At 42.1% G+C, this 21,312-nt stretch carries 19 protein-coding genes and 1 pseudogene; 5 read left to right on the forward strand and 15 right to left on the reverse strand.

Annotation, left to right across the window (positions count from 1 at the left end):
- Nucleotides 1–2 precede the first annotated feature (2 nt).
- Entirely contained in the window at nucleotides 3–1,259 is a 1,257-nt protein-coding gene (locus DESDI_RS15275; protein ID WP_015263514.1) for an IS110 family RNA-guided transposase, read from the forward strand.
- A 646-nt stretch (nucleotides 1,260–1,905) separates the two neighbouring features.
- Here the strand turns inward: DESDI_RS15275 and DESDI_RS18455 are convergent.
- Both DESDI_RS18455 and DESDI_RS15285 read right to left on the reverse strand, forming a co-directional pair.
- The gene (locus tag DESDI_RS18455; protein ID WP_282432533.1) at nucleotides 1,906–3,477 is read right to left on the reverse strand and encodes a LysM peptidoglycan-binding domain-containing protein; all 1,572 of its coding nucleotides are present in this window, start codon (nucleotides 3,475–3,477) and stop codon (nucleotides 1,906–1,908) included.
- Nucleotides 3,478–3,685: 208 nt separating this feature from the next.
- Nucleotides 3,686–4,690 carry a LysM peptidoglycan-binding domain-containing protein gene (locus DESDI_RS15285; protein WP_015263516.1) on the reverse strand — a complete coding sequence of 335 codons (1,005 nt, stop codon included), beginning with the start codon at nucleotides 4,688–4,690 and terminating at the stop codon, nucleotides 3,686–3,688.
- Between the two features lie 526 nt (nucleotides 4,691–5,216).
- Between DESDI_RS15285 and DESDI_RS15290 the strand changes: the two genes are divergently transcribed.
- Nucleotides 5,217–6,557 carry an Ig-like domain-containing protein gene (locus DESDI_RS15290; protein WP_015263517.1) on the forward strand — a complete coding sequence of 447 codons (1,341 nt, stop codon included), beginning with the start codon at nucleotides 5,217–5,219 and terminating at the stop codon, nucleotides 6,555–6,557.
- A gap of 125 nt (nucleotides 6,558–6,682) precedes the next feature.
- On the opposite strand, the gene DESDI_RS15295 is transcribed toward DESDI_RS15290, so the two are convergent.
- The gene (locus tag DESDI_RS15295; protein WP_015263518.1) at nucleotides 6,683–6,916 is read right to left on the reverse strand and encodes a helix-turn-helix domain-containing protein; all 234 of its coding nucleotides are present in this window, start codon (nucleotides 6,914–6,916) and stop codon (nucleotides 6,683–6,685) included.
- 177 nt (nucleotides 6,917–7,093) lie between these two features.
- Between DESDI_RS15295 and ald the strand changes: the two genes are divergently transcribed.
- Nucleotides 7,094–8,209 (forward strand): alanine dehydrogenase, encoded by a 1,116-nt coding sequence (gene ald, locus DESDI_RS15300; protein WP_015263519.1) that lies wholly within the window; start codon nucleotides 7,094–7,096, stop codon nucleotides 8,207–8,209.
- Nucleotides 8,210–8,323: 114 nt separating this feature from the next.
- On the opposite strand, the gene DESDI_RS15305 is transcribed toward ald, so the two are convergent.
- From DESDI_RS15305 to DESDI_RS15330, 7 genes and pseudogenes are all read right to left on the reverse strand, one after another.
- The gene (locus tag DESDI_RS15305) at nucleotides 8,324–8,929 is read right to left on the reverse strand and encodes a Fic family protein (protein ID WP_345787195.1); all 606 of its coding nucleotides are present in this window, start codon (nucleotides 8,927–8,929) and stop codon (nucleotides 8,324–8,326) included.
- A 235-nt stretch (nucleotides 8,930–9,164) separates the two neighbouring features.
- A pseudogene (locus DESDI_RS18460) lies at nucleotides 9,165–9,269 on the reverse strand (VanZ family protein); the annotation flags it as partial.
- 6 nt (nucleotides 9,270–9,275) lie between these two features.
- Nucleotides 9,276–10,268, reverse strand: coding sequence for a UDP-glucose 4-epimerase GalE (galE, locus tag DESDI_RS15310; protein ID WP_015263521.1), 993 nt, complete (start codon nucleotides 10,266–10,268; stop codon nucleotides 9,276–9,278).
- Nucleotides 10,269–10,623: 355 nt separating this feature from the next.
- The gene (locus DESDI_RS15315; RefSeq protein WP_015263522.1) at nucleotides 10,624–10,872 is read right to left on the reverse strand and encodes a DUF2442 domain-containing protein; all 249 of its coding nucleotides are present in this window, start codon (nucleotides 10,870–10,872) and stop codon (nucleotides 10,624–10,626) included.
- Between the two features lie 5 nt (nucleotides 10,873–10,877).
- Nucleotides 10,878–11,168, reverse strand: a complete 291-nt coding sequence (locus DESDI_RS15320) for a DUF4160 domain-containing protein (protein ID WP_041220020.1) — start codon at nucleotides 11,166–11,168, stop codon at nucleotides 10,878–10,880.
- Between the two features lie 90 nt (nucleotides 11,169–11,258).
- Entirely contained in the window at nucleotides 11,259–11,975 is a 717-nt protein-coding gene (locus DESDI_RS15325; RefSeq protein WP_015263524.1) for an SWIM zinc finger family protein, read from the reverse strand.
- Entirely contained in the window at nucleotides 11,972–14,647 is a 2,676-nt protein-coding gene (locus DESDI_RS15330) for a DEAD/DEAH box helicase (protein WP_015263525.1), read from the reverse strand. The genes DESDI_RS15325 and DESDI_RS15330 overlap by 4 nt, the downstream gene beginning before the upstream one ends.
- 414 nt (nucleotides 14,648–15,061) lie before the next feature.
- On the opposite strand from DESDI_RS15330, the gene DESDI_RS15335 reads away from it, so the two are divergent.
- Nucleotides 15,062–16,366, forward strand: a complete 1,305-nt coding sequence (locus DESDI_RS15335; protein WP_242825409.1) for an ATP-binding protein — start codon at nucleotides 15,062–15,064, stop codon at nucleotides 16,364–16,366.
- A 380-nt stretch (nucleotides 16,367–16,746) separates the two neighbouring features.
- A complete protein-coding gene (locus DESDI_RS15340; RefSeq protein ID WP_015263527.1) occupies nucleotides 16,747–17,631 on the forward strand; it encodes a DUF3102 domain-containing protein in 885 nt (294 codons plus the stop codon).
- Nucleotides 17,632–17,869: 238 nt separating this feature from the next.
- Here the strand turns inward: DESDI_RS15340 and rfbB are convergent, their stop codons facing one another.
- The 5 genes from rfbB to DESDI_RS15365 all read right to left on the reverse strand — a co-directional run bounded on the left by rfbB (nucleotide 17,870) and on the right by DESDI_RS15365 (nucleotide 21,140).
- Nucleotides 17,870–18,883 carry a dTDP-glucose 4,6-dehydratase gene (rfbB, locus tag DESDI_RS15345; RefSeq protein WP_015263528.1) on the reverse strand — a complete coding sequence of 338 codons (1,014 nt, stop codon included), beginning with the start codon at nucleotides 18,881–18,883 and terminating at the stop codon, nucleotides 17,870–17,872.
- 21 nt (nucleotides 18,884–18,904) lie between these two features.
- Nucleotides 18,905–19,117: a hypothetical protein gene (locus DESDI_RS15350; protein WP_015263529.1), complete on the reverse strand. Its 213-nt coding sequence runs from the start codon at nucleotides 19,115–19,117 to the stop codon at nucleotides 18,905–18,907.
- Between the two features lie 3 nt (nucleotides 19,118–19,120).
- On the reverse strand, nucleotides 19,121–19,582 hold the full coding sequence (locus tag DESDI_RS15355; protein WP_015263530.1) for a VanZ family protein: 462 nt from the start codon (nucleotides 19,580–19,582) through the stop codon (nucleotides 19,121–19,123).
- A 17-nt stretch (nucleotides 19,583–19,599) separates the two neighbouring features.
- Entirely contained in the window at nucleotides 19,600–20,592 is a 993-nt protein-coding gene (gene galE / locus DESDI_RS15360) for a UDP-glucose 4-epimerase GalE (protein ID WP_015263531.1), read from the reverse strand.
- A 122-nt stretch (nucleotides 20,593–20,714) separates the two neighbouring features.
- On the reverse strand, nucleotides 20,715–21,140 hold the full coding sequence (locus tag DESDI_RS15365; RefSeq protein ID WP_015263532.1) for a hypothetical protein: 426 nt from the start codon (nucleotides 21,138–21,140) through the stop codon (nucleotides 20,715–20,717).
- Nucleotides 21,141–21,312 lie beyond the last annotated feature (172 nt).

Here is a 21,312-nt window from a genome sequence, read left to right on the forward strand (position 1 = left end):
CTATGAAAGTTGTTTACCCTATCTGCTGTGGTGTCGATGTGCATAAGACGTTTCTCGTCGCCACAATCATTACTTCACAGGGAATTATCCCTCACTATTCCAAAAAGAGATTCTCTACTTTTAACAAGTCCATTCTCCAATTTAAGCAGTGGCTAATTGAAAATAACTGCTTTGATGTGTGCATGGAATCCACCGGGAAATACTGGGTCCCCATCTTTAACCTTTTGGAAGATACCATTCGTACCACTGTCGCCAATCCCAAATGGGTAAGGGCTGTCAAGGGAAACAAGGATGATACCAAAGATTCCAAATGGATTGGAGACCTTTTTCGTTTAGGCTTAGTTCCAGGAAGTTATATTCCCCCTAAGCCCATTCGCATTCTGCGTGAATACACCCGCTATCGATTCAAACTTGTTTCCTGTAGAAGTAGTGAGAAGAACCGTTTTCAGAACGCTTTCACCATCTGTAATGTAGCCCTTGATGCTGTCGTTTCCGACATGTTTGGCAAATCTGCCTCTTCCATCACGGATTACTTAATTTCATCGGACTCTTTCAACCCGGAATACTGTTCATCCCTTCTCCAAAGGTCTTTGAAGAAAAAAGCAGTTACAGTGGTTGAATCCATTGAAGGGTATCAGATGACCAAGGAGCAAAAGGAACGTATCGTATTGGTTCGTTCTCATCTTGAATTCATCGAACAGTCTATCGCAAAGTTAGATAAAAAGCTGGATAAGCTGATCGAACCGTATGAGAGTGCGATTACTCTTCTTTGTACCATTCCCGGAGTTGACAGAGCTTCTGCTATCACCATCATCTCCGAGATTGGTACTGATATGTCTCAGTTTGCCAACTCCAAGCGGTTATGCTGCTGGGCGGGCTTAACGCCTGGCAACAATGAATCTGCTGGCAAGAAAAAATCGGTTCGAATAACACGTGCTGGTGTCTACCTCAAACCTGCATTGGTACAAGTTGCCCATGCAGCCGTGAAATCGAACATCTCTCCTTACTACAGAGTCAAGTATGAACGCATCAGTAAAAGAAGAGGCAAAAAAAGAGCCATAATCGCTATCGCAAGGATGATACTCACCGCCATCTACAACATGTTTGTTACGGGTGAAGAGTTTAATCCGAGTGATCTGTATAAAATTGATATGCCACATGAAATGGTGGAAAAGCAGAAAGAGAAAGCAGTTAAACAAGCAGCAAAACTTCTGATTTCTCTGGGTCTAATAAAAGAAACTGACATCTCTATGGTTTAAAACGAAGCTTAATTTTTTCTGGGCCTTAGAGGCCTTAGTTTAGTGTACCCATTTTAGAGCTGAGCTAAGTTATTTTTCACGCTAATCCCCTTTCAGATGTTCTTAACGGTTAAACGCTTTAAGCATAGACACTAAAGATATGAATAAAAATTAATGGAGAATCTCCTTAAAATATGGTATCGTTAATCTGAAAAAGCGTATAAGAAACCATCCGAGAAAACACTATGTCTTCACGGTTCTTCTACTTCTTGATCTGCTGCAATCAGTTCAAGGAGATTCTGTGCTTTTTCATACTCTGAGGCCTAACGGATTGGTGTCTACCTTTTCGTTAGGCTTTCCCCTATTCTAAGGCTGTCATTTGGCATGCCTTCATTCAACGCCTCCTCTTTTGAATCGACTAGGTCAAAGGTACTACACTCATAGGATACCAGTCCTTTATTAGTTCTCGCTTTCTCGAATTATTCCTTTAGAAAAATAACGACCACTTATGACACCTTGTTCTAAATACTATTCATTATTCTCTTTTATACGACGCGATAGTGATACTGAAGCGATAGTAATGCCGCCACAATCAGAAAACCCAGGCCGCTCAAAAGAGTGACCTGGGTTCCTTCGTCAGTTCATGAATTGCCTTCTTGGTAAAACCTTAATTAGGAATGATAAGCTTTTGTCCCTCGTAAATCAAGTTCGGGCTCTTCAATCTTGCCTTGTTTGCCTCGTATATTTTTGTGTAAAGTGCGCCATTCCCATATACCTTTTCCGCAATGGCCCCTAAGGTCTCGCCTGCCTTCACAGTGTATACTTCCTTGACCCCTTCAGTTGATAAAGAGGCCAGTAATCCTTCGGCAGGAAGATGCAGAATCATTCCGGCATCTAAGCGATTATTACTTTTCTTAAACAAGTCGAGATTCGCTTGGTAGATTTTCATAGAGCTCTCATAGCTACCATAATGATTCAGGGCGATCGTCGCCAAAGTGTCCCCTGGCTGGACGGTATAGTCCGTAGCGACTGGGCTAGGGAACGCTTCTGAATCTGTGGTTGGCTCAGGAGTCGGCTCCAGAGAAGACATGGTTGCTTCGATCATCTCAAAGTAATCGAAGGAGTTAGCAGCAGTCATTTCTGGAATCTGGATGTCCAAAGGAGCATTGATGTTTGAGGTATCCGTAGTATAACGAAGGACTAAATTGATAACCCCTTCCAGCTCTTCCGTAGGCTCAGCAAATTCTCCGGAAGCATTCAAAAGCTCACTGAGCTGGGCCAAGTCCAGTTGGAAATCAATGCTACCCGTGCTATTCGTAATATATCCGTCTGAGACAGTATACGTTAATTCAATACCCTGCTCACCGAGAACTGTGACATCCCGCATGGATTCTAAAATCTCATTAAATTGTTCTAGCATCATCGCTGAATCAGTCTCTAGCCCGGCGATAGCTTCCTCCATCTCCATGGTCGCTTCAGGACTACCGGCGCCAGCGCTAAACTCCATTATCGCCTCAAAGTAATCACTAAGGAAACCAGCGGCTTCTTCATTTTGGGCGAAATTGTTGACCGTGTAGCTCAACAAATTCTTAAATTCTTGATCATCAAGCTTGATTGTGTATTGTGCGGAACCATCATTGCCCGGAACCTTTACGATTTCCAAATCAGGGTTAAACTGTTCAGCATAGCGAACCAAGAAATCGTTCCACTTGGTTTGGAAATTTACGCTGAAGTCCATAAGTTTCTTCATATCTAGAGTGCTTAATTCTTGACTATCGATCTCCGTTAGATTCATTACCATATAATCCTTGTCCATGAATTCTGGAGGTAATGAGGCTTTAGCCATGGTCGGCAGTTGGAAAATCTCAACTAGCTTAGGATTGTCTCCACTCAGATCCATGTCAATCCAATAGGGCATATTGAGCTCTAGTCCAGGCATTGCCATCTTCATATCGACTTCAGCTTGAACCGCAGTCTTATCTTCATTACCCGAAGTCTTCATATCAAGAACAAGGTTTGACTCATTAAGCATCGCCGCAATACTGTCGACTTGTGCCTGAACATCCGGTTGCAATCCTGAACCGCTTAAATCTAGAGATACGGTAAGGTGCTGCTGCATGGATGTTGCCTTTTGCGTTTTATGGGAAGCATCGAAAATTTCCATTTGGTTCGAAGTACATCCTGTCAATACAAGCATCACGGATAATAACAGGACAAGCAAAACTTGCTTTTTCTTCATCTTCATTAAATCCTCCTCTGTAAGCAAAATTCCAGTTTATACTAGAATTCAATACGAACTGGAATTTTACCTTTATTATTTTGCTAAATATTTTTCGCCTTCCGTTGTAATGGACCATAGAAATCGGGTAGATGCGTGGCGCACAACAAAAGGACCCTAATCGCACAAACGTGTGATCAGGGTCCTTTACGCTAAGAGTTAGTTGATCTTAGAATTTTACTTCTTTTTGGTCATCGTTTGCTTTGTTTAAAGCATCGATGAAACGGGAGTGAGGATCTTGAAGTGCCATGGTAGCACCAGTTGTAACGTCTACAAGCATTTTCTTTTCAGCATCTGTGAAGGTAGCAGGAATAGCAGCTTTTTGTGCATCTGTCAGCTTATCAAGGTAAGCCATTTTGTAAGGTCTTCCGTCTGGACCGCAGTATTTAGCGAACCAATCGTTTACTTCTGCTACAGTCATACCTTTGAAGAGCTCTTCATAAACGTCAAGTTGCTCGAACCATTCTTTTTTAGAGAGGTTATCAGCTGCGCCTTTTGCTTTCAAATGAGTCATATCATACGCGTAGCCTTCTTCACGTTTGGTTTCCCAAGGGAATCCCTTAGTTTGAGCATCTTTGTAAAAAGACTTGTCCTCTGCTGCAGGATCCATCCAGCCTGGGAACATCTTGGGGGTAATTTCCACGACATCCCACTCGAGCTCGACGATCTTACCTTTGTCATCGAATAATACACTAGCGGTAGTAATGTTTAAGTTGTCGTTATTAGCGCCTCTTGCACTGTTGTCACGATAGTTAGCTACCATACCAACTCCTTGGTATAGTTTTTTAGCAGCAACAGCAGGTGCTGCAGGAGCAGCAGCTGGGGTAGCTTTGACGACGATTTTATCGCCAGGGAAGATTAAGTTGGTGTTTTTGAGTTGTGGATTCAATTTAATCAACGCATCTGTTGTCATGTTATGTTTCTGAGCGATCCTCCAGAGAACATCTCCACTTACCACAGTGTAAGTATCACCTTTAATCATGGTTGCAGGTGCTGCAGCTGCCGGTGCTTTGGTAGCTGCTGGAGCTTTTGGAGCTGCCGGTGCAGCAACAGGTGCTGCTGATTCCGCAGGAATCGTGGAAGATGTCGTTGTGTCAACTGCAGCAAAGGCTGGCAATGCAGTTGCAGAGAGAACGAGTGATGCAGATAAGATAATAGCTAGGGTCTTTTTCATTTTTCTCCTCCTCATAAAAATAATAATAGTTTATTTTTTAGGACTCAAAAACCCGACGTCATGAATCCCAAATCTATCCATCCCTAATAACAACAGAAAAAATTAACCAAATATGTAGTCCAAGTTCTTACTTTCATAAAGTATGTAAAAAAAATAATAGTTCGAGTATCGTCTACAAAATGATAACTTGGCGTCAATAATTATTGCTTATATCAATTATTGCAAATGTAAATATTGTACCGACATGTAAAAATTAACACAAGTTAAATGCTAAGTCAATATCGAATTTTAGATTTTCTACAATTTATAAGTCGAAAATATTTTGCATGAAGGCTTGACTTTTTTAATATCCATCGTTCGTACAAAGCACGAATAAGGACGCAATAAACATCAAATTATTACCATAAAATTAGGTAGCCACCCCATAAAATACCTGTACCCCTTCGTAGTAGATAATATAAGGGCGAAAAAAATCCAGTGCCCTTCAGAGAATTTCGTATCAGTAAAATTAAGGGAGGAACACCGAGTGAAACGAACAACGAAAGCTTTATTCTCAACGATCTGTATGGCGAGTTTAATCTTAACTTCTTCATTACCTGTGTTAGCCTCACCCCCATCTTGGGCTCAATCACATGAAAAATCCAACTATAGCATCTCCGAAAAAACCAAAGATGAGCAAATCCAAAAGACTTATAAAACACACAAAGTGTCTTCTATCATTCTAAAAAAGAGAATGTACCTTAAGGTCGGAGAAAGTTCGACCCTAGCCGTGAAAATCGCTCCTAAAAAAGCAAATCAAAAGGTCACCTGGGAATCCAGCAACACGGCTGTTGCAACGGTTGATTCCAATGGTAAAGTCGTCGGTGTCAGCGCCGGTCGAGCTTATGTCACAGCAACGGCGGAAGACGGAAGCAAGAAAAAGACTTGTAGGGTTACCGTGGCTAATTCCCAAGTAACTGATGTGACAAAGGTAACCGGTGTCACATTGAGCCCATCCACCCTGAATCTGTCTGCGGGCGGATCAACAGGTGTACTAACCGCCACAGTATCCCCTAGCAGCGCAACAAATAAGAAGGTTACCTGGACTTCCAGCAACTTAGCCGTGGCAACGGTTAATACTCAGGGTGTAGTCACTCCTTTAGCCCAGGGTGTGGCAACAATTACAGCCACAACAGTGGATGGCCTAAAGACCGCTCAAGCTACGGTAAATATCGTAGCACAACCCATCATCAGTAATGTAAAGATCTCCTCGAATAATGCAGATACGACTAAAGCTATGAATGGTGATACTATTATTCTAACCTTTACCTCGAGTGTACCTGTTACAAAATTAAGCAACTTCAAAATTAACGGAAGCAACCCCGATACCTTCACACAAGTTGGGAATGTATATACCGCCACGCATTTAGTCGATTCAGGAGATCTGATCACAGGAGTACCGGCGACCTTCCAAATCAACGTCCAAAACGCAGCAGGGATCTACTCCCAAACGATTGAAGCAACATCGAACAGTAGTGCAGTTACCATCATTAATAAATATGCCCGCATCTCGAAAGTAACGATAGCTTCTGATAACGTAATCCCAACCAAAGCTACCCTTGGCGATGTTATCACCTTAAAATTCACTACCGATGAAGCAATCACCAAGCTTAGTAACTTTAAAATCAACAGCAGCAATCCGGATAGTTTTGTTGAAGTCTATAATAGCGACGGAACCTACACTTATACTGCAAAACACCTCGTGGATTCCGGGGATCGGATTACCAGGCTTCCCGCAACCTTCCTCATCAATGTACAGAATGCGGCAGGTATTTACTCACCAACAATTGAGAAGACATCGGACGGAACGAGTGTAACAATCCAATAGTTGATCAGTATATGTATCCTCTGGATAAACGTAACTGACGCAGTAAAGAACCCTAGTCACTTATATGAGCGACTAGGGTTCTTTACTGCGTCGTACAATTGTCAAATCTATGGAGGTCCATACACTCAAACCGAACAGCCATACAGAGCTCTGGCTTCCTTAATCTCATCGGAGAAGAATGTCTTTGCAGGTACTTTTAATTCCTTCGCAATCTTAATCCAGGTATTCGGCGTCCCTTTCCGCAAGCCACTTTCCAGTTGGCTCAAATAGCTAGTCTTAAGTCCTGTTCTCGCCGCCAGCTCTTGCAACGTCATGCCGTTCGCTAAACGCCACTCGCGCAGGTTATTGTCCTCTCTCATAAATGACATTTCCCCCCAATTCGTGGCTTATTGCGAATATCATAGCACAAAATGTTAAACGTTGTAAATATTTAGAAGTCAAAGAATATTATATTTACATTTCCTTTTCTATTATATATTATTAGAGTATTACAGAATATTTTGTATAAAAGAAACTAAAGCTAAAAGGTGATTAATATGATTGTAGGAATTCCAAAAGAGATTAAAGCCCATGAAAATCGGGTAGGCATGCCTCCTGCCGGTGTTGACGCTCTTGTGAAAGCCGGTCATACGTGTTATTTGGAAAAATCAGCCGGTTTAGGCAGTGGTTTTCCCGATGAGGAATACAGAGAGGCCGGTGCTCTTCTTGTTGATACAGCTCGAGAAGTATATGAACGGGCAGAGATGATTGTTAAGGTTAAGGAACCCTTAAAATCCGAGTATTCCTTTTTAAAGGAAAATCAAATTCTCTTCACCTATCTCCATTTAGCTCCCAATCCCGAATTGACACAAGCCCTTCTGGAGTCTAAGGTCATCGGGATAGCTTATGAAACGGTTGAACTTCCTAATAAGTCCTTGCCTCTGCTGGCACCGATGAGTGAAGTAGCCGGCCGCATGGCTATTCAAGTAGGTGCTTACTTACTGGAAAAGACAAACGGTGGCAGAGGTATGCTTCTCGGTGGGGTCTCAGGAGTAGAACCGGCTATGGTAGTTATTATCGGCGGCGGTAATGTCGGTATTAATGCTGTGAAGATCGCTACAGGCTTAGGTGCCCAGGTTATGGTACTGGATGTCAGCGGTGCCAGACTGGCCTATCTGGATGATATTTTTGGCGGTCGGGTGATCACCTTGATGTCTAATAACTACAATATTGCCAAAGCAGTTAAGAGAGCCGATTTAGTCATCGGAGCCGTTTTGATTCCCGGTGCTAAGACACCTAAGGTGATTACGGAAGAGATGGTAAAAACCATGAAGCCCGGTGCGGTATTAGTAGACGTAGCCATCGACCAAGGTGGAGCTATTGAGAGCATGGATCGTGTTACTTCCCTTGATGATCCTTATTTTGTTAAGCATGGAGTTATTCACTATTCAGTAGGCAATATGCCAGGTGCTGTGCCCCGAACCTCCACCCAAGCTTTAACTAATGCAACCTTGCCCTATGTCCTAAGAGTTGCTAATTTGGGTGCTGAAAAAGCGATGAGTGAAGATCCCGCACTGCGAAAAGGGCTGAATACTTACAAAGGAAAGCTGACGATTAAGGCTGTGGCTGAGGCTCATGGCTTGGAGTATACACCTAGCGAAGAGCTATTTTAGTATGGGTCGCCAAGTTTTTCCCAAATCCTCTATAAAGCGTACGTAACATGAAGCACCCTAGCCACTCTTTTGAGCGACTAGGGTGCTTCTAGTATCGTCTAAAGCCAATGGGATCTAGAAGTCATTATTGGCCATCATAATAAGCTCGAGATACCGTGTAAGTTCCTCCTCTACATATTCCTTAACTAAAGAAACCATCTCTAATGGATTATTTCCATCCGAATGATAACTTTTAAAGCAATCATAATACCGTTTACGATCAGAAAACTTAATGTCTATTGGTGGATAGCCTTCCTTCATAAGCTCAGTATTCAAGAGCAAGCGCCCAGTTCTACCGTTACCATCAATAAACGGATGAATAGCCTCAAATTCCAAATGGAAAAGCGCTACACGCTCAAGGGTATGAAGTTGAGTCGGTTGTTGGTATCTTAAAATAAGTTGCTCCATCTGTAGCGGAACTTGATAAGGCTGCGGTGGAGTATTAGTAGCTCCCATGATGGTTACCGGCACCCTCCGGTATACGCCTCTATCCTCTCGCTTATCCATTAAAACTAAGCTGTGGATTTCCTTAATGACCTTCTCCGACATTTGATCCTTTTGCTTAACTAACTCTTCTACGTAGTGCCAAGCTTCTTTATGTCCAACAGCCTCTAAGTGATCCTTAAGAGGTTTCTTATCGATTGTGATACCCTCTTTTATCACCAGAGCAGTCTCTTGCAAAGTAAGAGTGTTCCCCTCAATTGCGTTAGAGTTATAAGTAAAGCTGATCAGGAACTCTTCTCTTATTCTTTGAAGTTCCCCTTCGGTAAGTGGCCTATAGCTATTCAGTTTTATTAATAACTCATCAATTTTAGCAAAGTGCTCTATTTGCCATCCCTCTTTTCTTTACTCTAGCAAATAACCCCAACCATATTATACCATGTTGTGATTAAAATACCTATCCATATAGTCTCCTCTAAGGATGGGAATCAATCAGATTATAGAGAACCGTACCTACAATAGCTCCCCCACTATCGAGCAGCACATCCATAATCTGACCGCTGCGCCCTGGGACAAAGAGTTGATATCAATTCCCATAGCCATGGGGATGCTTTTGATGCCATCCCCATGCTGTTTTTATAATGGTCTCCAGATCACTATATCGAGCCTCCCAGCCCAGTATTCTTCCAATCTTTTCTACCTTGGCTACTAAAACCTCCGGATCTCCGTCCCTTCTGGGAGCCTCAAGAACCGGAATCTCTATGCCGGTAACTCTCTTGGCCATGGCGATCACTTCCCGTACGGAATACCCTTTGCCCGTTCCCACATTACAAGCGCCACACGGCACACCTTGATCCAAAGCTTCTAAAGCACGAATATGAGCTTCTGCCAGATCCAAGACATGGATATAATCCCGGATACAGGTCCCATCCGCAGTCGGATAATCCGCACCGAAAACTGAAATCGCCTCTCTTTGTCCTAGGGCAGTTTTTAGGATTAGAGGAATCAGATGGGTCTCAGTTGTATGATCCTCCCCCAGAGAGCCGTCCAAAGCCGCTCCCGCCGCATTAAAATAGCGCAGTGCAATCCACTTTAGGCCATAGGCCTGCTCCAACCAAAAAAAAGACTGCTCAATCATGAGCTTGGAAGCCCCATAAGGGTTGATAGGCTCTTTTTTCGATTGTTCCGGTATGGGAATCGCCTCAGGATTACCATAGGTGGCAGCTGTAGAAGAGAATACAATTTTATTCATGCCGCATTTTAGCAAAGTACTTACAAAGCGATTGGTTTTTGCTACATTTTCTTCAAAATACAGATCCGGCTTTTGCACTGATTCCCCTACCAGGCTCCGAGCCGCAAAATGAATCACTGCGCTTACTTTTTCCTTTTTTACGATGTCCGCGACAAGGCCTTCATCGGCGATATCCCCTTGATAAAAGGGAATATCCTCGCTTACAGCTTTGCGATGTCCGGTGATTAAACTATCGAGCACCACAGCCCCATACCCTGCCTCAGACAAAGCCTGAACCGTATGACTGCCGATATACCCTGCCCCACCTGATACTAAAACCGCTTTCATAATTCACCTCTTATTTATAGCTCAATAAAGATTTTCTTTGCATGTGTATAAGGCCCAGCCGCTTGATGGTGCGGCTGGGCAAATTTGAAGCTATTGTTATGGAATTTGTTTCGAGTCCTTTTACTACGATTGGAAGTTAACCGAGTCAATAACTTGTCCATCGCTAATACCCTGCACTGTAATAGGCTTTCCCGGATAATTGGTCTTCATCTGCGCCAGAAGCTCTTGGAGCAACTGATTGATATAGGGAATTTATTTCGGGGAAGGTCGACCGAATGGGAGACCTTCCCTCGATCAAAAATTGGCGATAGCCGATTTCTGATCGAGCAAAGAATAGACTAGTTTCTGGTCGAGTTTAATTTATCGGTATACTATCAAGATAAAGTTCATCTGGGCAAATATCTACACCGTTTGGCCACTCAACAGAAAGTCCAGCTACACGAACTCCTTGGAAAAGCTCTGTACCTTCCAGCTCTTTAAAGAGTTTGAAGTCAAAATATGGCTTTACATCAAATATTCGGTTTTCACCATTATTAAATGTAACTATTATTTTATAGTCATCGAGAGGCTTTACTGCAATAGCTCTTGGACGTATAAATCCCACTTAATTCACTCCAATCCTTTAATCTTTATTAATTCACCATCGTTTCTATAAGCGAACCAGGAAGCTCTTAGTTCATCACTATGCAAAAGAACCCAAGCTTCAACAAGTTTTGTCTGTTTACGTGGTAACTCACCTGCTAGAATATTGCCATCAAAGTCAATTGACATTTCATAATCATTATATCTTGCATGGACATGTGGAGTATTATGTTGAGTGCCTTTCTCTAAGTATAGATATATCAAGATTCCATAAAAAGAAGATATTGGTCCAACTCCTCTCAAAATGTTATCGTGCATATTCATACATATTATATCTCGATTTGCCTATGCAATCAATTATGAATAGGTTTTTGGCTGGAGAATGGGTCTGCTAATTTTGCTGTCAAGCTATAATCCAAATATATCCAATACATCTTCGGCAGCGATTTCTCGCATACTTTTCTTTCCTGCGTTCATTAACATATTTTCTAGTTTTCTTTCCATTGATTTTTTCACAAGTTCTTGACCGTCTATATCTCGAAGCTCGAAAAAGAGCATCGGATTTGCATCTAATCTAGCACCAATCCCATACAGTACTGCCGCCACATGTTTGCACATGATTGCCCAGTCTGGACAATTACAAGTAAAATGAATTCCTTTTGGAGTTGGAAATAAGCCATACTTTTTCTCAGTAAATAAAACCTCTAATTCCTTAGGAAATCTTCCCTCAATCAATTGTTCCAGAGAATCAATCCTATGATTGCACAGCTCAGTCACCTGAGCCCATTTCTGGTTACTTAGGGTATCTATCTGGATTTTAACAGTGTATGGTTTAGCCCCACTTCCCTGCACCATAGCCATAACAATACCCTTTGATATCTTCAAATCCAGTACTGCATTATTACGGACATAGCTTCTTCCTCTGGATATTCGGTTACTGTAATCTGCGTAACTTTCTAGATTCTGATTCCAAGCCTTTCCCCACCAGGTTTTAGCTAGTGTCCTACCCTCAATGATAACAGGTTCGATATCTTTATTTTTCTTTTTTAGTTTATCAATGGCTTTCATCGCTTTTGCCCTTTTCTCAGCTACGGAGACATATTGCGGGAATCCATAATAGCTCATTTCACATCACCGCCTAGCACAAACAACTGCATCAACTCTTCATTATTGTACTCCGTAATCCACTGCTCTCCACTAGCACTTAAGATATCCCCTGCTAATTTCTGTTTTGCTTCAATCATAGCATCTATCTTTTCTTCCACTGTTCCTTTGGTCACGAATTTGTGCACCATGACATTCTTAGTCTGACCAATCCGAAACGCTCGGTCAGTGGCTTGATTTTCAACGGCTGGATTCCACCATCTGTCAAAATGAATCACATGATTTGCTGCTGTCAAATTCAGTCCGACACCCCCAGCCTTTAAAGAAAGCACCATATAAGGAATGTATTGCTCGCCATTAAATTGTTCAACCATTTGGTTGCGTTTTTTTATTGGGGTACCCCCATGTAAGACAAAGCCCTCTTTTAAAAATATGTTCTTCAGGAAATCTGAGATTGGCTCAGTCATCTCTCTAAACTGTGTAAATACAAGGACTCTCTCTCTTTTCACATAAATCGTTTCACATATTTCTCTAAGCTGTTCAAACTTTCCACTGTTTTCCGGCTTAAATTCCTCTCTGCCCAGATACTGATCAGGATGATTACATATTTGCTTGAATTTCATGATACTTGATAAAATAAGTCCTTTTCTTTCGATCCCTTCTGCTTCCTCAAGCTTCACTGCAATCTGTTCAAGCAGCTGTTTATAAAGTGCCACCTGTTTCTTCGATAAAGTCGCATATTCATTCATCTCGAGCTTGTCTGGTAAATCCGAGATAATTTTCTTATCTGTTTTTAATCTTCTTAAAACAAATGGATTGATCATCTTGCGTAGCTTGGCATACCCTATGCCATCATCAGTAAGCCCTTTTGTAAAGTTTGTAAATTCTTTTGCCGTACCAAGAAGCCCCTGATTAAGAAAATCAAATAAGGACCACAAATCACTTAGGCGGTTTTCAATCGGCGTTCCTGTCATAGCAATTTTCATCTTGGCTGGAATCCCTTTGATGGCCTTTGTTTGCTTCGTTCCCGGATTTTTTATTGCTTGTGCTTCATCTAAGATCAGAAAATCCCATTGTCTATTTTTCAATTCTTCCAACCGTACTGCCATACCATAGGTAGTAATACATAAAAAAGCACTATCGCTTACGCATAATTCCTCTGCACCTTTTCTATCACTTTTATGTAAAATTTGATAGGTTAACTCAGGTGCGAATTTTTCGATTTCCTTCTGCCAGTTTCCAATAAGAGAAGCCGGAAGAATCAGCAAAGCTTTTCCGCCATAATGAATTCTCGTATATTCTAAGAAAGCAATGATCTGTACCGTTTTACCAAGACCCATATCGTCTGCCAGACAAGCCCCAAATCCCAATTGCGACATCTTATATAGCCACTGAAAGCCACTTTCCTGGTAGGCTCGAAGCGTTGCCTGAAAGGAAGGAACTGTATCGACTTTTTGCATAGACATGGGATGAATCAATGTTTCCTTCATATTTCTAAACCATTGACCATTGGAAATAGATACTTCAATCTCCTCGGATGAAAGGTCAAGCACCTTATTAATATTTAATTCCATTCTCATGGCATCACCAAGTGATAAAACCTCGTCTTTGGCAAGGTCCTTTACCTTCTCAAAGGCCTGCAATACGACTTCTAATTTTTCTTTGTTGACCTCCACCCATTTTCCTTTGTATTGAACCAGCCCCTCTGCCATGGCAAGAAAATCTCGCAATTCTTGCTCTGTAAGCGCTTCATCTCCTATCTTTAGAGATGGAGAAAAGTCCATAATAGCATCGAGCCCTACCTTTGCTGGTTCCTTTTCCCCAATTGTCACCGAAAGTCGGACAGAATTGTTACTTTTTCTCCACCAATCTGGCACTCTGCACATGATGCCAGCCCCTTCATAAATCACAATCTCTTTTAAGAAGGTGTACGCTTCCTTGTTAGTGAGCTTCAGTGGCGAAAACAATTCACCACTCTCTAGCAATTCCGAGATGAATCTACTTTGCTCTGCTGCCTTTATTACCGTTGCCATGAGCGCAAGCAGCGTCTTTTCATCCCCTTTAAACTCCACCAAGGCATTTTTCAAAGGGGTATGTACTGCTTTTTTACTTTTAACTGGTTTTGTTGAATAGGTGGCCATAAACGCAAAAGGGTACTGCTCTTCCTTATTTTCAACCAGGTGAAAAAATACTCTTCCTACGACATTGATATTGGAGCTATACTCCGCAAAATACCTGGAGACTGTACCTTCATACGTCCTGATTTCCATCCTAAAGACTGCTAGTAGTTTCTCCCATAACGCTTGAAGCCAAGTGGCGTCCACATACTCCGCCCCAATAACAAAGGGCACCTCTTCCTTCAACCTATTTAGCTCTTCTTCAATTAATTCAACTTGTACGGACTCCCGACTAAATTCAAGATCAGACTGCTTAGATAATTTTTTAATTAGCAAATCTACAATATGATAAAGATATTCAATCGCAGGAGAAAACCACTTTTCCTTTTCTAAAAAGCCAAGGTGAAATAAAGCTATGTACTTATTTGCCTCAAATTGTCCGATCCATTCATTAAGGGGATCTTGCTGATCTATCTGTAGCTTATCTATGTCGTCTGTCGTTTCCTCAATTACAAAGCCTACTGGAGTGAAATATGCGTTTAATTCTCTTATCTTTCTTGATTTTACTAGTGACATGTAATTTTAACCCCCGTGAATTTACAATCATAGAACAGTATTTTCCCCAATAAACAAAATCGCCCCACATAAGCAGGGCGCCACCATAGTTACACCTTGCCCTGAACAATAGCGGTCTTTTCGTCTTCCATTGTTTGTCCAACAATACTTTACGCTTATCCTTATTGTACCATTGTTACGTTAACGGATAAACCAGAAGTTTGTTCTTGCTAGAGGGAAGGTCTCCCATTCCATTCGGTCAACCTTCCCCCTAGACATAAAGAACTGTCATCCGCTTCCCGCGGTTCTGTTTGACCTTACCGGCCGAATGAAAAGATATACATAATATTCATGTATCTTGGTGTAAAATATAGCTCCAATTTGCTTATATTTCACGCGAATATGTGATATGCTATTTGAGTGAAGAGTTGGGAGGTGTATGCGTTGCAAAGGAAAATTATAAAATACCTAATCGACTGGAAAAAGAACCCTTATCGTAAGCCTCTAATATTACAAGGAGCGCGACAGGTTGGTAAAACGTATTCACTTCTTGAATTTGGTCGGGAACAGTACGAAAATGTAGCCTACTTTAATTTTGAGACTAGTCCTACTCTTAACAGAACTTTTGAAGAGAATATTGACCCCAATTATCTAATTCCCATCCTGTCGCGTCTTTCTGGTCAAACTATAATTAAAGAAAAAACTTTAATAATATTAGATGAAATTCAGCTTTGCGAAAGGGCATTGACTTCCCTAAAATACTTTTGTGAAAACGCACCAGAGTATCATATTGTTGTAGCTGGTAGTTTGCTGGGGGTTGCAGTGAATAGAGAAAACTTCTCCTTCCCCGTTGGTAAAGTAGATATGAAAACGCTCTATCCTATGGATATAGAGGAATTCCTATTAGCGTGTGGTGAAACTGAACTCGTAGATCAGATAAATAATTCTTTTTTAAATAATATACCCTTACCCTCTGCACTGCACGAAACTGCTCTTTCGTATTATCGTCAGTATCTTGTCGTCGGCGGAATGCCCGATTGCGTCAAAAAGTTTATAGAAACAAAAGACTATATTCTAGTTCGTCATACACAAGACATGATTTTAGCAAGTTATCTTAATGATATGAGCAAATATAATAATTCAAATGAAATAAAAAAGACACGTTTGGTTTACGACAATATAACTGTCCAACTCTCAAAGAAAAACACACGCTTCCAGTATAAATTGATTAAAACCGGAGCAAGAGCTGCCGAATTTGAAAATGCAATCGAATGGCTGGTATTATCAGGGATTGTTACCCTAATTCACCGTGTTGAGCACCCGAAAAAACCTCTTGAAAATTATCGTGATATTGATTCCTTCAAAACCTATGTATCCGATGTCGGTCTATTAGGTGCTAAGAAAGATATAATAGCTGAAGATGTTTTGTTCCTCTCTGATGAACTTAACGACTTCAAAGGTGGTATGGTAGAAAACTTTGTTTGTTGTCAATTAATTGCTAACGGATACAAAAGTTATTATTGGACATCCGAACGAGGTGCAGAGGTTGATTTTATTATTCAAAGGGAAGGAAAGATCATTCCTTTAGAAGTTAAATCTGCGGACAATACAAAGGCAAAAAGTCTTACTGTATATATAAATACACATAATCCCGAATACGCGATTAAGCTCTCAACAAAGAACTTTGGTTTTGAGGATGGCAAAAAGACAGTTCCATTATATGCTGCATTTTGCATTTAATTAGCCCATTTCAGTAAAGTACTCACAAAGCAATTGGTTATTAAGTAAAAGACAATTCTACCTCAATTTTTGATAAACGTAAAGAAACCTGGCTACTCCGAGAGCGACCAGGTTTCTCAAATTTTGCCGAATCTTGAGGGGGTCAGACCCCGGGGAGACCTTCGCTTGCTCTGCCGCGCCAGTTTTCCTTTGCATTATCATAAACTATATTATCCCATTAATAAATTATGTTTTCTAATCTTATATGTTTTATAATACAAAACTCCAAAATCTTACACGTGTACGATTTTCACCGGACAAGCTACTCCTTGCTTGGCACACTTATCCATCTACTTCAGCATATCTTATGAGTGAAGTATAAAAAAAGAGGAGCTTACGCTATGTCAGATATAATCATCTACGATCCGGCCATGACAGAGGCCCCCCTGGCAATAGAACGAACACCCCAGGTCATCGCCGCGGAAATCAATACCATCAAACATCAGGCCGGGAAGATATTGCTTTATAGTTTCATCGAGATCGGCAGACGCTTGCAAGAGGCCAAGTCCCAAGTTAACCATGGTGAATGGGGCACATGGCTGAAAGAATCCGTCAACTTCTCACAAAACAAGGCCGAAAAACTGATGCGCATCGCCACCGCCTACGGCTCCCTATACCCGGCATCCCATGACACCGGCACTCGGACACAGGCTCTTCCCAATCTGACTTACTCCAAGGCCCTCCTTCTTTTAGGCATCCCCGAAGAAGAACGAACTGATTTCGTCGCTGAACTGGATATTGAAGGCATGACTACCCAGGAGCTACAAAATGCCGTAACAGAAAAGAAAGAGGCCTTACAGGAACGAGACCAAGCCAAAAGAGAAAAAGAGCTGGCCGTCGTAGCCGGAAAAGAGAGCAGCCAAAAGATCGAGAAACTCACACAGGCTAATCAAGAACTAACAAAGCGGTTGGCCGAAAATATAAGCAAACTCGATCGATTAACCGCGCAAAACCACACTCTAGAGCAACGGGCTCAAAGCAGCAGTGATTCTATGCCCAACACTAGCTTGGAAAATCAGATCATGAACTCAGAAGCGAAATACGTCTCTTCTCGGGATCAACTGCTCAGAGCATTTGAAACAATTTTAATAGCCCTCCGTGAATTAAGCTTTAAGAGTCCCGAGGTGAAAGAGAAACATCGCGACGCAGCCTATATAATGATGCAAAACCTGACCAAGCAACTAGAAGTGTACCCGCCTATACCAACCTTCACTGTCAGTCGATAGATGTAACAAATGAGATTTTTTCGCCTTCCGTGTCCGGATTACGATACAATTGATAATCCGGGGCAATGTCTTCGATAGTAGAGAGGGGTCCAAAGTGGAGCTTTCGGCTCCTCTCTATCGAACGGTTGGAGGATTTCCTGGATTCAGGTTCTATAACAGCGGATGCGTGGTTGAATAAACAAGGCTATCGTATGGTCATTTATAAAAAGCATGCGGCGATTTATCGTAAGATTACTAGTTATCTGTTCACATACATGCGCTCATAATACTTTTGGTATTCACCGCTGAGGATCCGTTGCCACCATGCCTTATTGTCAAGATACCAACGGATAGTCATCTGAATTCCTTCGTCAAAGGCTGTGGATGGCAACCATCCCAGATCATGCTGTATTTTCGAGGAATCTATGGCATACCTCAGATCGTGTCCCGCCCGGTCTTTGACGAATTCGATACGGCCACGCCCCAACTCTTGGATGATTGTTTGAACAACCTCAAGATTGGTCCGTTCATTATGCCCCCCGACATTATAAATTTCGCCTTCTTTTCCGTGTCGGATAATCAAATCAATTGCCGAACAATGATCTTCGACATACAACCAGTCCCGTACATTCTCACCTTTGCCGTATACCGGCAGCTGCTTATCATTTAAGGCATTAGCTATCATCAGCGGAATAAGTTTCTCTGGGAACTGATACGGTCCGTAGTTGTTTGAGCACCGAGAAATGCTGACCGGTACTTTGAAGGTACGAGAATATGCCAGGGTAAGCAAATCCGCGGATGCTTTGGAGGCCGAGTAGGGCGACGAAGTATGTATTGGGGTTTCCTCCGTAAAGAGAAGGTCGAGACTGTCGAGGGGAAGGTCCCCATAGACCTCGTCGGTTGAAACCTGATGAAATCTGTCGATACCAAAAATGCGACAAGCATCCAGAAGCACTTGTGTACCTATAACATTTGTGGTGAGGAATAAGGCCGGATTTTCAATTGAACGATCAACATGGCTTTCGGCAGCGAAATTGACTATGATATCAGGTTTCTCAGACTCAAATATCGTGTAAATAGCTTTTTGATCTGCAATATCAGCCTTTATAAATTTAAAGGCAGGGCTGGACATTACGCTTTCTAAGGTTTCAAGATTTCCGGCATACGTAAGCAAATCTACACAGATGATGCTGTCTTCAGGGTGTTTAGCGAGTTCATAAAAAATAAAATTGCTGCCGATAAATCCGGCCCCACCGGTAACCAATATCTTCATATCTATTTCCCTTCCACCACCCTAATTCGGCAACCTATCCATATAATCCCCTCTAAGAATGGGGATCATCTCCGATTTAAGAGGCTCCTCAATATCTTTCAGCCTTCTTTCATCCATGTTAAGGACATCGATTGTATCAATGTGAAGCTTATCAGCAAACTCTTTAGCTGTGAGATATTGATTCTTCCTTAATTCCTTTACTGTTTTTTTCATAAATCCCCAGTTAAAGAACATTCCTTATCCTCTCCTCTCAAACAACCTATGGAAGACAGTGCCTACAATAGCTCCCCCACTGTCAATTAGTACATCCTTAATCTGACCGCTGCGCCCCGGGACAAAGAGTTGATGCACTTCATCACTGATAGCATAGAGAACGCAAATCACTATAGCTATAGCAACTAGCCGCAATCCTTTGACGCCACTCCTTCTCAAGGCATTCATGGTCAACAGACCCATCATCAAATAAGACAGAAAATGAGCGGATTTCCTAACAATGAAATTAGCCTGAATGTACTCCCCACTTAACCACGGAAAGGCTTTTGCGATGACACTAAAAAGCTTCTCGGCAATCCCTTGACTCAGTTCATCGGACTGGGTGGCCACTTGAGCCGACAGATAAAAGATGATAGCCATCCAAAGGAAGACTGCAGTCCATGAAACTACAAAGACTAATCTATTTTTCCCTTTTCTATCTCTCATCTGTTTTATCTCCTAGATCAATTCCCATAGCCATGGGGATGCTTTTGATGCCATCCCCAGGCTGTTTTTATAATGGTCTCCAGATCACTATATCGAGACTGCCACCCCAGCCTTTTTTGGATCTTATCTACCTTAGCTACTAAAACATCCGGATCTCCGTCTCTTCTGGGAGCCTCAACTACCGGAATATCTATACCGGTAACTCTCTTGGCCATGTCGACCACTTCCCGCACGGAATACCCTGTCCCAGTTCCTACATTATATGCCCCGCACGCCACACCTTGATCTAAAGCTTCTAAAGCACGAATATGAGCTTCTGTTAGATCCAAGACATGAATATAGTCCCGGATACAGGTCCCATCCGCGGTTAGGTAATCCGTACCAAAAACTGAAATCGCCTGTCTTTGTCCTAGGGCAGCTTTTAGGATTAGGGGAATCAGATGGGTCTCAGTTGTATGATCCTCTCCCAGAGAGCCGTCCAAGGCCGCTCCTGCCGCATTAAAATAGCGCAGTGCAATCCACTTTAAGCCATAGGCCTGCTCCAACCAAAAAAATGACTGCTCAATCATGAGCTTGGAAGCCCCATAAGGGTTGATAGGCTCTTTTTTCGATTGTTCTGGTATGGGAATCACCTCAGGGTTACCATAGGTTGCAGCTGTAGAAGAGAATACAATTTTGTTCACGCCGCATTTAAGCAAAGTACTTACAAAGCGATTGGTCTTTGCTACATTTTCTTCAAAATACAGATCCGGCTTTTGCACTGATTCCCCTACCAGGCTCCGAGCCGCAAAATGAATCACTGCGCTTACTCTTTCCTTTTTTACGATGTCCGCGACAAGGCCTTCATCGGCGATATCCCCTTGATAAAAAGGAATATCCTTGGCAACAGCTTCTCTATGACCAGTGATTAAACTATCGAGCACCACCGGCTGATATCCTGCTTCAGACAAAGCCTGAACCGTATGGCTGCCGATATACCCTGCACCACCTGATACTAAAACCGCTTTCATGGTTCACCTCTTATCTATGGCTCAATAAGGACTTCCTTTGCATGAGTACAAGGCCCAGCCGCTTGATGATGCGGCTGGGCAAATTTGAAGCTATTGTTATGGAGTTTTCCTCATTCCTATTACTACGGTTGGAAGTTAAGCGAGTCAATCACTTGACCATCGCTAATACCCTGCACTGTGATAGGCTTTCCGGGATAATTGGTTTTCATCTGTGCCATAAGCTCTTGGAGCAACTGATTGACATAGGCCTTATCCGCCCCGGCCTTAAAGGTGATATCCCCAAAGACGGTTCCCTGTTGTTCATAGATTTGAGTACCCAAGACATTCTCCTGAGCCATAATCTGTTGAGACAAGTTCATGTTGGATTCACCAATGGGAGTTCCTTCAGGAATGGGTGTCAGATACTGCGATTTTAGAGGTTCGTTTTGTTGTGGCTGCTCGGTTGCGGGATTTTGAGGTTGCTTATCCACATTAGCATTACCACCGCATCCCCCTATTCCAAATAATAGAGCAAGGATAATCAAGCTCATCGATAGTTTTTTTAGCATAGCTATTCACATCCTTCTTTAGCTTTCAAGTCCTTTTTAGGGTAACTCATTTTCGATGCTTTGGCAAGTGAGGGTATTTATAAATACAAACTTCTAAATCTTACACGTGTACGATTTTGACCGGACAAGCTGCTCCTTGCTTGGCACACTTATCCATCTTCTTCAGCATATC

The organism is Desulfitobacterium dichloroeliminans LMG P-21439 (assembly GCF_000243135.2).
Lineage (GTDB): Bacteria > Bacillota > Desulfitobacteriia > Desulfitobacteriales > Desulfitobacteriaceae > Desulfitobacterium > Desulfitobacterium dichloroeliminans.